Below are 14638 nucleotides of genomic sequence, written 5' to 3' on the forward strand. Positions count from 1 at the left end.
TTTATGCTTTGGTAATTTTGGCTAAATAGTCATAATGTAATCCTTCTTCTACCAATTCACAATTTAAACCGTTGTATATAGCACAGCGTTGTAAAGTGTTGTAGTCTACATATAGCCAATCAAAAGTTTCAGATTGTTGCTCTTTGTAATTCATCCAAAATTGCACTTCTCCGTAATATTCTTGAGTAGCATCTATCCAATGGTCTCCGTTTTCATCTTCAAACATATAAATAATATCAGAGGAGTCTATAAGAATTTGTCCGTTAGGAGTTAAATACTCACATAGTTTTAACAAGAACTCTGCCAGGTTGTTTAGTTTTCCACAAATTCCGGTACCGTTCATTAGTACCAAAATGGTATCAAACTTTTTAGTAGTATCAAAGTTGTAAATATTAGCTACGTGGGCATTAGTAATACCTCTGTGTTTGGCTACTTCAATAGCTCCTTCAGAAATGTCTATAGCCGTAACCTTTAATCCTTTTTTTTGCAAATATAAGGAGTGGCTACCAGCACCGCAGCCTATATCTAAAACAGCTCCTTTGGCTAGCTGTAAGGCTTTTTGTTCTAAAGGGGGCATGTTGTTAAAATCTCTTAATAAATAAGGCAAAGGAAGTTCGTCTTCTTCTGCAATAGAAGAACTGGTTAGTAGCTTATCAGTGTTGTTTTTTTCAAAATAATAAGCTTTTAGAGCATTTCCAAGTATATCTTTAGCCATTTATATAGATTTTGTGTAAAATTACTTACAAAGACTGAACTCTACAAACTTTACAATCATCTATATTTTTATGTTCACCTTTTAAATGACCGTTTTCATCTAAGGTGTAGTTACAACAATCCATATAGCTTTGTTTTAATAAATCTTTTCCTCTTAAAATTCTAGACTTAGTGGCTGCTAAACTTAAGTTTAATTCTTCTGCTACTTTGGTTTGTTTGTAGCCTTTTATGGTAGCTAAAAGTAAAACACTTTTGTATTTTTCTGGCAAATTGTTTATTAAAGGAAGTAAACAATCTTTAGGGTTATGATTAGATTCTTTATTTAAAAACTCTATTTCTTTAAGGTCTGATGGAATGCTTTTTTGTTGTGTTTTATAATGGTCTAATAAAGTATGATTGGCAATTGTAAAAATCCAACTTTTTAATGCTGTAGGATCTTTTAATTGTTCTTTTTTAAGATGAATTTTTAGAAAAACATCTTGTAAAAGATCTTCGGTAATTGTAGAATTGTGTGTTTTACTTAAAAGAAATTTTTGAAGATCTTCTGCATATAAATTCCAAATATTTTGTGTATTCATAAGCTTTACAGTTGGTTGTCACAAAAAAGTTAATGTTTGTAAAGCTATTAGACAAAATCCAATAGCTTTACAATTTTTATTAAAGTTAACAATTACAGGAATTACATGTACAGTTTTCACAAGTACAATTTTTACAATTTCCTGTTTTACAGCCATTGCATTGGCAAGTACATTTTGTAGCATTCATATGTGTAAATTTTAAAGGTTTATATATAAGACGATGCTAGGTTTAAAAAGATTCATTTTTTTTAATATTTTTTCGTTTTAAAGGGATAGGGTTGTTATTTTTGATTCCGCATGAATAGATTAAACATTCCACCAGAGGAAGGAGATTTTTATACCAATGAACAAGGTTTTAGAGTTTTTACAGAACAGTATCATTTAAAAAGAGGATATTGCTGTAAGAGTGGTTGTAAACACTGTCCGTATGGATATGATAAAAAAACAGATTCTTTTATAAAAAACGAAAAATGAAAAAAATAGCAGTAGTATTAGTAGCCTTGTTTTTAACCAATTGTGCAGAGCTAAGTCACATTGTAAATAACTTACCTATTGGAACAGAGAGCCCTGTAACTAGTTTAGATATTTCGCAAGGATTAAAACAAGCTTTAGATAAAGGAATTTCTGATCAAGTAAGTAAATTAACACAAGATAAGGGGTTTTATAATAATGAATTGGTTAGAATAGCCTTGCCGGATGAATTAAAAAAAGTAGATGAAACTTTAAGGAAATTTGGACTGGGAGATTTAGCAGACAAAGGTTTGATTGCTTTAAATGCAACAGCCTCTGATGCGGTAAAAACAGCAACACCAATTTTTGTAGATGCTGTGAAAAATATGTCTTTTAACGATGCTAAAAACATATTAATGGGGAGCAATAATGCAGCAACAAATTATTTAACAGCCACTACTAACGACAAATTATACGCTTCTTTTAGCCCAGTAATTAAAAATTCTTTTGATAAAGTAGGAGCGGCAGAAATATGGACCTTGCTAATAGATAAATACAATCAAATTCCATTTATTACCAAAGTAAATCCAGACTTAACAGATTATGTGACAGAAAAAGCATTAACAGGAGTTTATACTATGATTGCTATTGAAGAGCAAAAAATAAGAACCAATATTAACGAACGTTCAACCGTTTTACTACAAAAAGTATTTGCCTTACAAGACGGTAAATAAAAGACTTTATAACAGATTAAAAAGTCCGCTTTTAAAGGTTAATTTCCTTTAAAGCGGAGTTTTTGGTGTTAATTAGTTGCCTTTCAGTTTTCTAACTCATATGTGTTTTGTGTTATAACAAATCAATTAAATTGATATTGTATAGTATTTATTGAGTGTATAATTGCTCTTTTATTTAGAGTTAGCCTTTATATTTGAAACACTAACCCCCTTAAACAGAAGCTGTTTTGAAAAAATATTTCTTATTTCTTTTACTTAGTAATAGTTTTTTATTGGTAAGTCAGAATACTCGTGTAGATGTCAATCTAAATGTTAAACATATTGTAGGTGGAATTTCTGAATTCGACCGTTCTAAGTTTATTACCATACATTCCAATCAAATGGAGAATGAATGGGATGGTGATAATTTTACATCGGATTTAAGAAGTGATTTTTTAGAAGGTTATGATGTGTATTTGGGGAGAGATACAGGAGGAATTACATGGAATTTAAATTACATGGAAGAAGATCCGGCAAGACCTGGTTTTGCAAACCCGGCAAAAATAGCATCTAAAGGATTAAATTCTAGAAACAACTATGCCTCCAAAACACACTTACATAAGTACGAAAGCAGAAAAAACCATGTAGTTGGTGCACAGTTGCATCCGTTTTGGACAGGAGAAAGCCAAAGAGCTACTAGTGGAACTGGGTGGAAATTAGCCAGCCCAACAGCTACGGGAGAATATATGGGACGTTATTTTAATGAGTTCCATGGTGGTAACGGTCAGCCTTTGCCAAAATGGGTAGAAGTTATTAACGAACCTGCCTACGAAGCTTTGGGAGGGAAAAAGAATTACACAAACTCTTTGCAAGAAATTGCAGATTTTCATGTGGAGGTGGCCGATGCTATTAAAGCTCAGAATCCAAATTTAAAAGTAGGTGGATATACTGTAGCTTTTCCTGATTTTGAGACAGGAGATTTTCAGCGTTGGATAAATAGAGATAAGTTATTTATAGATGTTGCTGGAGAAAAAATGGATTTTTGGTCTTGGCATTTGTATGATTTTCCAGCGATTGGAGGAAGAGTGGAGTTGCGTTCTGGAAGTAATATAGAGGCAACATTTGACATGCACGATCAATACAGTATGTTGGCATTAGGACATACCAAACCTTATGTAATTTCAGAGTATGGAGCGCAAACACATGATTATAATAATAAGCCATGGGAGCCTTATAGAGATTGGTTGTTTTTAAGAGCTCAAAACTCTATGATGATGTCTTTTATGGAAAGACCTGATGCTATTGAAATAGCAATTCCATTTACCATTGTAAAAGCAGAGTGGGGATACAATCACGATAAAGATTTACCTTATGGAGCTAGATTAATGAGAAAGACCAACGAACCTGAAAGTTATACTGGAGAATGGGTGTATACAGAAAGAGTTAAATTTTATCAATTATGGAAAAATGTAAAAGGAACCAGGGTAGATTCTCAAACAACAGATTTAGATATTCAGGTAGATGCTTATGTTGATGGAAACAAAGGTTACGTAATTTTAAACAATTTAGAGTTTGTTTCTAAAGATATTGATTTGGATATTTTTGATAAATATGGACAGCAAGTTAGTAGCATACATCAAAAGCATTTAACGTTGTTGGGAACTAATCCTGTTTTAGAGGAAGTAGACGTAAGTGTGCCTCTAAACAAAGTCAGTTTAGGGCCAGGAGCTACCATGATTTTGGAGTATACGTTTGCCAATCCAATTAACATAGATGAAACTTCTAATGAAACAAAATATTATGCAGATAGTTATTTAAAACCTATACAAGCCAATCAATCTGTGAGTTTTAATATTAACAATGTGTCTAAGCCTACTACTTATGGCGAGGCAGTTTTACGAGTTAGTGTAGGGAGAGATCACGGAAGTGTAATTATTCCATCGGTGCAAATAAATGGATCGGTGTTGGAAGTGCCTACAGACTATAGAGGATATGATCAAGCAGATAAAGATCGATTTTTTGGTACGATTGAAATCCCTGTGTCTTATGATTTGATTCAGGAAAATAATGAGGTTTTAGTTACATATCCAGATAGTGGAGGGCATGTAAGTAGTGCAATTTTACAAGTGTTTCATTTTAGTACAGATGTTAGAAATCAAGCAAGAGTTTATGAGCCAGATTATTTAGAAATAACCAATGTTCAAACAAACTTACCATCAGTAACAAGAGGAGAAGATTTTGACATTACATTTAACTACACAACCAATGCCAATATAGAAAACATGCAGGCAACATTATATATGCATAGAAGTCCGCCCTATACGTTGGGGTTTGTTGCACCTTCAAAAAATATTTCAGATATTGCTGTGTCTGGAACGGTTGAAAATCAACAAGGAAAAGCAACGTTAACCTTTACAGAAGACAAAACAGTTGATGCTTATTTAGGAGATTCTTATACATTTAATGTATGGCCAAGTGCAGATTTGCCTTCACCGGATAAATATTATTTAAGATTGTATAGAGATAGTACCAATTCTAACAGAAAGTTTTCAACAGGTTCCCAGTTTATTTTTAAAAACATTACTATTGCAACTATTAAGGACAGCTCTTTATCATCTACCCAAAGAACAAAAAAAAGTATTGGGGTTTACCCTAATCCTACAACAGGTTTGATAAGTTTATCGAATATAAACAATGTAGAATATATTAATGTTGTAAATGTATTAGGAAAAGTTTTAAAAACAGTTTCGGTTACAGATCAGTTAGATTTGTCTGATTTAAATTCAGGAATGTATATTTTAATGACAAATAATAATCAAAAAGCAAAAGTTTTTAAATTATAATTAGAATGAAAAAATTAAGAAGTATAAGTTTAGGTTTGTTGTTGGTAAGTATTATTGCGTGTAGTAAAAAAGATACTGATGAAATTGTTTTAGAACCTCAAAAAAGCACATTAATTTATCCATCAAACAACGAGAATTGTGAAGGTGGCACAGTAGTGTCCGATGAACAAGCTAGCCTAAATTTTTGGTGGAATAAAGCAGAGCATGCAGATTCTTATGTTTTAAAAGTCAAAAATTTAGAAAACAGTAAAATAACATCTTATACTACAACAAGTAATAAAAAAGAGGTGACTCTTTTAAGAGGAGTTTCTTATTCCTGGTCTGTTGTTTCTGTAAATAAAGATTCGGAAAAAGAGACTATAAGTGATTCTTGGAATTTTTATATGGCAGGGAATGGAGTTGAGAGCTACGTGCCTTTTCCGGCCAAATTAACAAGTCCTGTAAACCAAGAAAATATAACAACGGCTAGTGTAAGCTTAACTTGGGAGGGTAGCGATCTAGATAACGATATTAAAGAGTTTGAAGTGTATTTAGGGACTAGTATGAATTTAACAACAAGGTACAGTGTAACAACGCTTTCTAAAGAAGAAAATATAACGGTAAATAGTGGAGATACATACTACTGGAAAATAGTAACAATAGATCAATTAGGAAATTCATCGAGTTCAGAAGTTTATAGTTTTGTAGTAAATTAGATTACTTGCCAAAAGCTATATAACAAAAAAGAACCATTTTAAATGGTTCTTTTTTGTTATATAGAATTTATAAAATCACTCAAACTGTCATTACGCTCTAGACCAAGTTTTTTTCTAAGTCTGTATCTAGATGTGTGTACGCTTTCAACTGAAATACCTAGTAAAGAAGACATTTCTTTACTAGAAAAGTTTAGTTTAATAAGGGCACATATTTTTTGATCTGTTTGCCCTAACTTAGGATACTTTTCTTTTAAATTGGTGTAAAAACTTTGGTTAATACTGGTAAATCTAGCTTCAAATTCTTTCCAATTACTAGTAGGGTTTCCTTGTATAGTATTTACCATACGGTTAATAACCTTAATGTCTATGTTGTCTTTCTGTTTGGCAAGTTTATCTTTTAAGTTTTTAAGAAACTCTTCTTTTTCAATTAATTGAAGAGCAGAAGCGGTTAGTTCTTTGTTTTTTAACTCTAAAATTTCATTTTTCTTATCTAGTTCTAGCTTTTGTTTTTCTTGAATTGCCTTTTTTTCTTTTTGATGGTTTGATTTTAAACTTCTTATAAAAATAATAATGAACAGTATTAAGAAAATAATACATACGGTTAGTAAAATATGTTTAAGAAACCAAATATATTCTTCTTGCTCTAAAAGTTTAATCCTACGCGTGGTTTCAAGTTTTTCTTGCTCTTCTTTGGCAATTCTATAAGTGTCTTTTAAGTTGAATAAAGCTTGATTGTTTTCGCTCTTGCTTCCAAAAATAATTTCGTTTTGTTCTTTAGATAATTTAAGATAAGTAAAAGCTTTTTTGTAGTTTTTCTCGTTGGTGTATATATTGGTAAGTTCGTCATAGGCAGTTATTTTATAATTTGTATGACTGTTATATTTGTTAGAGGTTTCTATAGATTTTTTAAAATAACTTTTAGCTTTTTCTAACTCCCCTTTTTCTTTATATGTAATTCCAATTAAGTTATATATAATTACCAAATAAGAAGGATCTTCTTTTTCATAGTAAGCCTTGGCACTGTTTAGTTTGTCAAGTGCTTTTGTGAATTTTTTTTCTAAAGTTAATTTGTAACCAATTTCTGCTTCTAAATAATAACTTGTTTTTTTGGTGTTAGCCGTAAGCATGCAACTATCTAAATATGTCTTAAATAATTCATTTTGCTTTCTAACTCTATAAAAATTTGTGAGAGCAAAGTAATTAGAGAATAGATAGGTTACCTTAACGTATTTTCTTTTGACAGCTTCTTTACCAATAGCTAAAGATTTGTTGAAATAGTTAAGAGATTTTTCGTCTCTGTTATAGAAGCTATACAGCCAGCCAAGGGCTTGGTATATTCGTCCAACTAACATTTTAGATTCTATTTTTTCAGACAATAATAAAGCATTCCAATATTCATCATAAGACATACTATAATTCATATTGTGGCTATGTACCTTTCCTTTTGCAATAAGAGCATCAATAGCCGCAATTGTATCGTGTCTTTTTATGGCTGAATGATATGATTTGTCAAAATTTTCAAGAGCAAGTTTGGGGTTAATGTATTTTAACTTATCAGCTTTTATGTATATACTGTCTTTTTTTCTTTGAGAAAAACAAACAGAAGTTATTAGTACAAAGAATAGTAGTTTTTTACAAAATAATAATTTCATTAGTAAAAGGTTTTAATAAGAAATAGGAGTACTCCAAATTACAAACATTTTCACGATCAAAAGTTATTTTGTTAAGCTTATTGTTGTGATGTTTCTTTTTTATGTTCTGTTTTTTTTCTAGTAAGTTGATGTTGTTGAGGGTATATGTGTTGTGTGTTTATAAAATGTCTAGTTAGGTTTGTGTATAAAAATAGATTTTTAGTAGCTTTTTAAAGCAGTTTCTGAGGTGTATGCAAATCAAATGTTTCGTAAAAAAGTAAAAGAATAGATTTTATGACCATGTTAAAATTATATATGTTGTGATTTCATTAACTCAATGTCTAGTTTTTTAAGTTACCTTTAAGTGTGTAAAAGCTTCATTTATTTAAAAGATTCATTTCTTGTTTAAATAATAACTATTTTTGTAAGCAGTAATGAAATTTATGCCAGATGAGTATTTTAAAAGAAGAGAGTAAACCCGTGTACAATGTTCCTAATTTAGAGCGTGGGTTAATGATAATTGAATTGTTGGCAACCTGTAAAGGCGGCTTAACATTGGCAGAAATTATAGAGAGTTTATCAATAACTAAAACAACAGCTTTTAGAATAGTAAACACACTCATCTTTAAAAATTACCTTCAGAAAAACGAAACCACTAAAAAAATTACTCTTTCCAGAAAAATGTTAACCTTAGGCTTGTCTGCTATGAATGAGCAAAGTATTGCCGAAGTTTCTATAGACATTATGAGAGCAGTTAGAGATGAGTTAAAAGAATCTGTAATGCTTGGGATTATTATAGGAGACAAAGGGACTATTTTAGAGCAAGTAGCTTCCTCATATCCTGTTAAATTGTTTGTAGAACAAGGAACACAGTTTAGTTTGCATAGTTCTGTAGGGGGGAAGTCTATATTAGCACACTTGCCAGAAAAAGAAATGAATGCAATTGTAGATACACTAGAATTTACAGCCTATACAGAAAATACCTTAGTGTCTAAAGATGTGTTTAAAGAACAATTAAAACAAGTTAAAAAAATAGGATATGCTGTAGATAATGGCGAAGATATTCAGGGGATTAATTGTGTAGGAGCACCCATTTTTAACGAATATGGTGTTCCCGTAGCTGCTATTTGGATTACAGCACCCCATGGTAGATTGCCTTCTAAAGATTTTGATAAAAAAGGAGAAGTAATTGCAAAATATGCCAATGAAATTTCCTTAAAACTTGGTTATGTTGGCTAAATTTTTGTCAAAAAACATTAAAATAATAACCTCATAAATAGTTGTTTATCTGTTTTTTTAACTTTTATATAAAGTTCTAGCACCTTATTTTACTGACTTTATTTACGAATTTGAATACCAAATATGAAACTAATTTCATATTTGGTATTTTTTTGTGTAAAAAAGTGTAATTTTTACAATTAATTGTATATTTGTTCCAAATAAGGAACAAGTTTCTTATTTGGAACTTAACAAAAAATCAATATGAGAGCAACCGTTTATGAAGGTAACAAAACCTTTACTGTAATTGAAAAAGAAATTGAGCAACCTAAACCAGGTGAGGTAAGAATTAAGGTAGCGTATGTAGGTGTTTGTGGTACAGATGTACATATTTATCATGGAATGATGGACAAGAGGGTAACCACTCCAGTTACTATTGGGCATGAAATGTCTGGTGTAATTGATGCAGTTGGAGAAGGAGTAACAGAGTATGCAGTTGGTGATAAAATTGTAGTTCGTCCTTTAGATGATAGAAAAGTAAAACCATCAGACAAAGGTTTTAATCACATTTGTGAAGAATTAAAATTTGTAGGGATTGATAGTGAGGGAGCTATGCAACAATATTGGAATGTGCCTACTTTTATTTTACATAAACTAAAAGCAGAAACAGATTTAAAATTAGCTGCATTAATAGAACCTTTATCAGTAGCAGCTCACGATGTTCGTTTAAGCGGATTGGTAAAAGGAGAAACTGCTGTTGTTTTAGGTGGTGGACCTATTGGTTTATTAGTTGCAATGGTAGCTAAAGAAGTAGGAGCACAAGTAATTATTTCTGAAGTAAATCCTACTCGTATTGCAAAAGCAAAAGAATTAGGTTTTGATGCTGTAAGCCCTTTAGAAGTTGACTTGGTAGAATACGTAAAAAGCAAAACAGAAAACAGAAGAGCAGATGTGGTTTTTGAAGTTGCTGGTGTACAACCTGCTTTAGATATTATGTGTGAAGTAGCAGGAATTCGTGGTAGAATTGTAATGGTAGCTATACACGGTGTTAAAAAAGAAATAGATTTATTTAAGTTCTTCTGGAAAGAATTAAAATTAATTGGAGCTCGTGTATACGAAAAAGAAGATTATGAAAAATCAATCCAATTAATTACTGCAAATGAATTGCCGTTTGAGCAAATGATTACAGATGTTCAACCATTATCTAACATTCAAACTGTATTCGAAAATATCGATAAAAATCCTGATGGATTAAAAGTTTTAATGGATTGTCAATTATAAAAATAAAATAACCATGAGTATATTAAACACATTTAGTTTAGAAGGAAAAACAGCTTTAGTAACAGGTTGTAAAAGAGGAATTGGAATGGCAATGGCTGTAGGTTTAGCTGAGGCAGGAGCAAATATTATTGGAGTTTCTGCATCGTTAGAGCTAAGCGGTAGTGCCGTTTCAAAAGCGGTAGAGGCAACAGGAAAATCTTTTTCTGCTTACCAATGTGATTTTTCTGATAGAAAATCGTTATACGCTTTTATTGCAGCTGTAAAAAAAGATCATCCACAAATTGATATTTTGGTAAACAATGCAGGAACTATTTTAAGAACTCCAGCTGCTGAACATCCAGATGAAATGTGGGATAAAGTAATTGAAGTAAATCAAAATGCTCAATTTATCTTAACCAGAGAAATTGGGAAAGAAATGGTAAATAGAGGATCTGGTAAAATTATTTTCACCGCTTCATTACTAACTTTCCAAGGAGGAATTACTGTACCAGGATATGCTGCAAGTAAAGGAGCTATTGGTCAGTTAACAATGGCTTTTGCTAACGAATGGGCAGGTAAAGGAGTTAATGTAAATGCAATTGCACCAGGTTATATTGCTACAGACAATACAGAAGCTTTAAGAAACGACCCAGAAAGATCAACATCAATATTATCTAGAATTCCAGCAGGAAGATGGGGTGAAGCAACAGATTTTGCAGGACCAACAGTATTTTTAGCATCAGAAGCTGCATCATACATGCACGGAACCGTTATGTTAGTAGACGGTGGATGGATGGGAAGATAATTCGATTAATTAACCAAAAAAAGAAAAATCATGTCACAAGTAAAAGAATATCAGTTATTTATTAACGGTGAGTGGAAAACTTCAACTTCTGGAGAAACAATAGATATTATCAGTCCATCTACAGAAGAAGTAGTTGCAAAAGTGCAAAACGGAACTGCAGAAGAAGCTATTGAAGCTTTAGAAGCTGCTGACAAAGCACAAAAAGAATGGAAAAAATTACCAGCTCGTGAACGTGCGGATTTATTATACAAATTAGCAGATGAAATTGAGGCGAATACAGAAGAATTAGCTCAATTATTAGTTAAAGAACAAGGAAAACTTTTAAAAGTTGCTCGTTTTGAGGTAGCAGTTGGAGCATCTTTTATTAGATACGCTTGTGAGGGAGCTAGAAGAATTGAAGGGGATATTATTCCTTCAGACAATCCAAACGAACAAATCTGGATTCAAAAAGTACCAAGAGGAGTAGTTGTTGCTATTACAGCATGGAATTTCCCGTTTGCATTAGCAGGACGTAAATTAGGACCCGCTTTAGTAGCAGGAAATACGATTGTAATCAAGCCTACATCAGAAACTCCATTGGCAACATTAGAGTTAGGAAACTTGGCAAACAAAGTTGGAATTCCAGCAGGAGTTATCAATATTTTAACAGGACCAGGTAGAGCAATGGGGAATGCATTGGTAGAAAGCCCTATTTGTAAAATGGTTACCATGACAGGTTCTACACCAGTAGGTCAACAAATTGCACGTAACGCAGCAGACAATTTAACACATGTTCAATTAGAGTTAGGAGGTAAAGCACCTTTTATTGTTTTTGCTGATGCAGATATTGATGCAGCAGTTGATGCAGCTTTACATTCTCGTTTTGACAATTGTGGGCAAGTTTGTACATGTAACGAGCGTATGTATGTTCACGATGATGTTTATGATGTATTTATGGAAAAATTCTTAGCAAAAGTAGCTAAGATAAAAGTAGGTGACCCAATGTTAGAAGATACGGATATGGGACCTAAAGTAAATGCAAATGAATTAAAGCATATGGAGCACTTAGTAGAAGTTTCTGTAAAAGAAGGAGCTACTATTGCTGCAGGAGGTAAAAGACCAGAAGGTGCTGAGTTTGAAAAAGGTTTTTGGTTTGAACCAACGGTATTGACCAATGTAACTCAAGACATGACCATTGTACACGAAGAATCGTTTGGACCAATTTTACCAGTATTAAAGTTTAGCTCTTTTGAACAAGTTATTGAATTTGCAAATGACTGTGAATACGGTTTGGCTGCCATGGTATTTACCAATGACATGAATACAATAATGAAGTGTAACGATGAGTTAGAATACGGAGAAATTTATGTAAACAGAGGACATGGTGAACAACACCAAGGATTCCACAACGGATATAAATTATCTGGTTCAGGAGGTGAAGATGGTAAATATGGTTTTGAACAATATTTAGAAAAGAAGACTTTCTATATTAGACACAAAGCATAATTAGTTTTTTTAGAGTATTAGCCATTGGTTTCTGTTTTTTTGGTTTATGGTTCCAATGGCTTTGCTCTCTTTTATAATTAAATATTATGAGTACAAAAATTTCAAATATTAAAACACAATTGTTTACCGTTCCATTGCCAGAGGTAATGTCAGATGCTAAACATGGTGATCATTATCATTTTGAGTTAGTTACAGTAACTATTACTCTAGAAGATGGTAGTCAAGGAACAGGATATACATACACAGGAGGTAAAGGTGGTTTTGCTATTAAAGCAATGGTAGAGCATGATTTTGCCAATGTGTTGGTAGGTAAAGATGGTACTGATGTAGAAGGAATTTATGACTTTTTAGAGTGGCATATTCATTACGTAGGACGTGGAGGAATTGCTTCTTTTGCTATTTCGGCAGTAGACATTGCATTGTGGGATATCCGTTGTAAAAAAGCGGGGCAACCTTTATGGAAAATGGCTGGTGGAGCAGGAAATACTTGTAAAGCTTACTGTGGTGGAATTGATTTAATGTTCCCTATAGAAAAGCTATTAAATAACATGAAAGGTTATTTAGAAAAGGGATTCAATGCTGTAAAAATTAAAATTGGACGTGAAAACTTAGAAGAAGATTTAGAGCGTATCAAAGCAGTTAGAGAATACATAGGTCCAGATGTAACATTTATGGTAGATGCAAATTACTCTATGACCGTTGAAAAAGCCATTAAAGCAATTGAAGGTTTTAAACAATACAATATAACTTGGTTTGAAGAGCCAATTATTCCAGACAACTACAAAGGTTTTGGAGAAATTGCAGATGCAACAGGATTTCCATTAGCAATGGGAGAAAATTTACATACTATTCACGAATTTGAATATGCATTTGACCAAGCAAAATTATCTTTTGTACAACCAGATGCATCTAACTGTGGTGGAGTAACTGGATGGTTAGCAGCAGCAAGATTGGCAGACAAGCACGGAATTCCAGCATGTTCTCACGGAATGCAAGAATTACACGTAAGTTTAGTATCTGCACAACCAAATTCAGGTTGGTTAGAAGTGCATAGTTTTCCAATAGATGAATATACTACTAGACCTTTAGTAGTAGAAAATCATAGAGCAGTTGCACCAGATTACCCAGGAGTAGGAGTTATTTTTAACTGGGAGAAATTAGCACCATACGAAGAAAAATAATATAAAACATAAAATTGATGAAAACAACAAGTTCAAAATTCGGAACCTATCAAGGTCAAGACATAGCACTGTATAGTATTAAAAACAACAACGGAGTAGAGGTTAAAATAACCAACTTTGGAGCCACTATAACAACTATAAATGTACCCAATGATAAAGGAGAAATTGAAAATATAGCTTGTGGTTTTGATCAGTTTGAAAACTATTTTTCTAAAAGTTATACAGACAATGCTCCCTACTTTGGAGGAACTGTAGGGAGATATTGTTCTCAAATTAAAAATTCAAAATTTACATTAAACGGTCAAGAATATCCTTTGGCAGCTAACTGCGGAGAAAATAATTTACACGGTGGAGTAGTAGGTTTTGATAAAAAAGTTTGGGACGTAAAAATTATTGATACAAATACATTTGCTGGAGTAGAAATGTCATTAATAAGTAAAGATTTAGAAGAAGGGTTTCCTGGAAACGTAAAAGTTTCTGTCTCGTTTACTTTAAATGATGCTAATGAATTATCTATTAATTATTTGGCAACTCCAGATCAAGATACACCTTTAGCACTAACCAACCATACTTACTTTAACTTAAACGGATTTGCAACTTCTATAGAAGGACACAATGTTAAAATTAAAGCAAGTAATAAATTAGCAATGGATGCAACCGGAGCTGCTCCAGGAGAAGTGGTAAATCTAAATGGTGAAGATGATGATTTAAGAAGTTCTAAAATTATAAAACATGTGCACCAAGCCATGGGAGATGGTTTTGAACACTATTATATTTTTGATAAAGAAGCTTTTCAATTAGAAAAAGTAGCAGAAATTTCATCAAATGTAACCTCAAGAAAATTAGAGGTATCTACAACAGAGCCTGGAATGTTATTCTACACAGGAAAATATACTTCTAACGATATTAAAAGAGAAAACGGACAACAGTTTGGTAAGTACAAAGGTTTTTGCTGTGAAACACACAGGTACCCTAATGGACCAAATATTGAAAATTCACCAAAGTCAATTACCAAAGCAGGTGAAGAGTTTAAAAGTACAACAACTTTTAAATTTAGTTGGTAAT

At 32.3% G+C, this 14638-nt stretch carries 13 protein-coding genes; 10 read left to right on the top strand and 3 right to left on the bottom strand.

The features are described from left to right. Position 1 precedes the first annotated feature (1 nt). Together ACY2IJ_RS11550 and ACY2IJ_RS11555 are read right to left on the bottom strand one after the other, a co-directional pair. The gene (locus ACY2IJ_RS11550; RefSeq protein WP_476724523.1) at positions 2–715 is read right to left on the bottom strand and encodes a class I SAM-dependent methyltransferase; all 714 of its coding nucleotides are present in this window, start codon (positions 713–715) and stop codon (positions 2–4) included. Between the two features lie 25 nt (positions 716–740). After that, positions 741–1292 carry a sigma-70 family RNA polymerase sigma factor gene (locus ACY2IJ_RS11555; RefSeq protein WP_476724524.1) on the bottom strand — a complete coding sequence of 184 codons (552 nt, stop codon included), beginning with the start codon at positions 1290–1292 and terminating at the stop codon, positions 741–743. 297 nt (positions 1293–1589) lie between these two features. On the opposite strand from ACY2IJ_RS11555, the gene ACY2IJ_RS11560 reads away from it, so the two are divergent. The 4 genes from ACY2IJ_RS11560 (at position 1590) to ACY2IJ_RS11575 (ending at position 5993) form a co-directional block, all read left to right on the top strand. After that, complete coding sequence (locus ACY2IJ_RS11560) at positions 1590–1766, top strand: DUF5522 domain-containing protein (RefSeq protein WP_476724525.1); 177 nt, start codon at positions 1590–1592, stop codon at positions 1764–1766. Next, positions 1763–2476: a DUF4197 domain-containing protein gene (locus tag ACY2IJ_RS11565; protein ID WP_476724526.1), complete on the top strand. Its 714-nt coding sequence runs from the start codon at positions 1763–1765 to the stop codon at positions 2474–2476. Before ACY2IJ_RS11560 ends, ACY2IJ_RS11565 begins: the two co-directional genes overlap by 4 nt. A 227-nt stretch (positions 2477–2703) precedes the next feature. Beyond that, positions 2704–5298, top strand: a complete 2595-nt coding sequence (locus ACY2IJ_RS11570; protein WP_476724527.1) for a T9SS type A sorting domain-containing protein — start codon at positions 2704–2706, stop codon at positions 5296–5298. 5 nt (positions 5299–5303) lie between these two features. Beyond that, positions 5304–5993, top strand: a complete 690-nt coding sequence (locus tag ACY2IJ_RS11575) for a hypothetical protein (protein ID WP_476724528.1) — start codon at positions 5304–5306, stop codon at positions 5991–5993. Between the two features lie 56 nt (positions 5994–6049). On the opposite strand, the gene ACY2IJ_RS11580 is transcribed toward ACY2IJ_RS11575, so the two are convergent. Continuing rightward, positions 6050–7645, bottom strand: coding sequence for a hypothetical protein (locus tag ACY2IJ_RS11580; protein WP_476724529.1), 1596 nt, complete (start codon positions 7643–7645; stop codon positions 6050–6052). A gap of 429 nt (positions 7646–8074) precedes the next feature. Here ACY2IJ_RS11580 and ACY2IJ_RS11585 point away from each other — a divergent pair, with 429 nt between their 5' ends. The 6 genes from ACY2IJ_RS11585 to ACY2IJ_RS11610 all read left to right on the top strand — a co-directional run bounded on the left by ACY2IJ_RS11585 (position 8075) and on the right by ACY2IJ_RS11610 (position 14637). Next, complete coding sequence (locus ACY2IJ_RS11585; RefSeq protein WP_476724530.1) at positions 8075–8863, top strand: IclR family transcriptional regulator; 789 nt, start codon at positions 8075–8077, stop codon at positions 8861–8863. A gap of 243 nt (positions 8864–9106) precedes the next feature. Further along, positions 9107–10123, top strand: a complete 1017-nt coding sequence (locus tag ACY2IJ_RS11590; RefSeq protein WP_476724531.1) for a zinc-dependent alcohol dehydrogenase — start codon at positions 9107–9109, stop codon at positions 10121–10123. Positions 10124–10142: 19 nt separating this feature from the next. Further along, a complete protein-coding gene (locus ACY2IJ_RS11595; protein WP_476726560.1) occupies positions 10143–10907 on the top strand; it encodes an SDR family NAD(P)-dependent oxidoreductase in 765 nt (254 codons plus the stop codon). A 30-nt stretch (positions 10908–10937) separates the two neighbouring features. Continuing rightward, positions 10938–12392 carry an aldehyde dehydrogenase gene (aldA, locus tag ACY2IJ_RS11600; protein ID WP_476724532.1) on the top strand — a complete coding sequence of 485 codons (1455 nt, stop codon included), beginning with the start codon at positions 10938–10940 and terminating at the stop codon, positions 12390–12392. A gap of 86 nt (positions 12393–12478) precedes the next feature. Continuing rightward, the gene (locus ACY2IJ_RS11605) at positions 12479–13573 is read left to right on the top strand and encodes a mandelate racemase/muconate lactonizing enzyme family protein (RefSeq protein WP_476724533.1); all 1095 of its coding nucleotides are present in this window, start codon (positions 12479–12481) and stop codon (positions 13571–13573) included. 17 nt (positions 13574–13590) lie between these two features. After that, a complete protein-coding gene (locus ACY2IJ_RS11610; RefSeq protein WP_476724534.1) occupies positions 13591–14637 on the top strand; it encodes an aldose epimerase family protein in 1047 nt (348 codons plus the stop codon). The last annotated feature ends 1 nt before the right edge of the window (position 14638 follow it).

Source organism: Wenyingzhuangia gracilariae (assembly GCF_056387575.1).

Bases quoted from the DNA above. Each gene is read 5' to 3' on its own strand.
- ACY2IJ_RS11605 (WP_476724533.1), top strand. From the start codon at position 12,479: ATGAGTACAAAAATTTCAAATATTAAAACACAATTGTTTACCGTTCCA.
- ACY2IJ_RS11550 (WP_476724523.1), bottom strand. From the start codon at position 715: ATGGCTAAAGATATACTTGGAAATGCTCTAAAAGCTTATTATTTTGAA.
- ACY2IJ_RS11560 (WP_476724525.1), top strand. From the start codon at position 1,590: ATGAATAGATTAAACATTCCACCAGAGGAAGGAGATTTTTATACCAAT.
- ACY2IJ_RS11555 (WP_476724524.1), bottom strand. From the start codon at position 1,292: ATGAATACACAAAATATTTGGAATTTATATGCAGAAGATCTTCAAAAA.
- ACY2IJ_RS11575 (WP_476724528.1), top strand. From the start codon at position 5,304: ATGAAAAAATTAAGAAGTATAAGTTTAGGTTTGTTGTTGGTAAGTATT.
- ACY2IJ_RS11585 (WP_476724530.1), top strand. From the start codon at position 8,075: ATGAGTATTTTAAAAGAAGAGAGTAAACCCGTGTACAATGTTCCTAAT.
- ACY2IJ_RS11580 (WP_476724529.1), bottom strand. From the start codon at position 7,645: ATGAAATTATTATTTTGTAAAAAACTACTATTCTTTGTACTAATAACT.
- ACY2IJ_RS11590 (WP_476724531.1), top strand. From the start codon at position 9,107: ATGAGAGCAACCGTTTATGAAGGTAACAAAACCTTTACTGTAATTGAA.
- ACY2IJ_RS11610 (WP_476724534.1), top strand. From the start codon at position 13,591: ATGAAAACAACAAGTTCAAAATTCGGAACCTATCAAGGTCAAGACATA.
- ACY2IJ_RS11565 (WP_476724526.1), top strand. From the start codon at position 1,763: ATGAAAAAAATAGCAGTAGTATTAGTAGCCTTGTTTTTAACCAATTGT.
- aldA (WP_476724532.1), top strand. From the start codon at position 10,938: ATGTCACAAGTAAAAGAATATCAGTTATTTATTAACGGTGAGTGGAAA.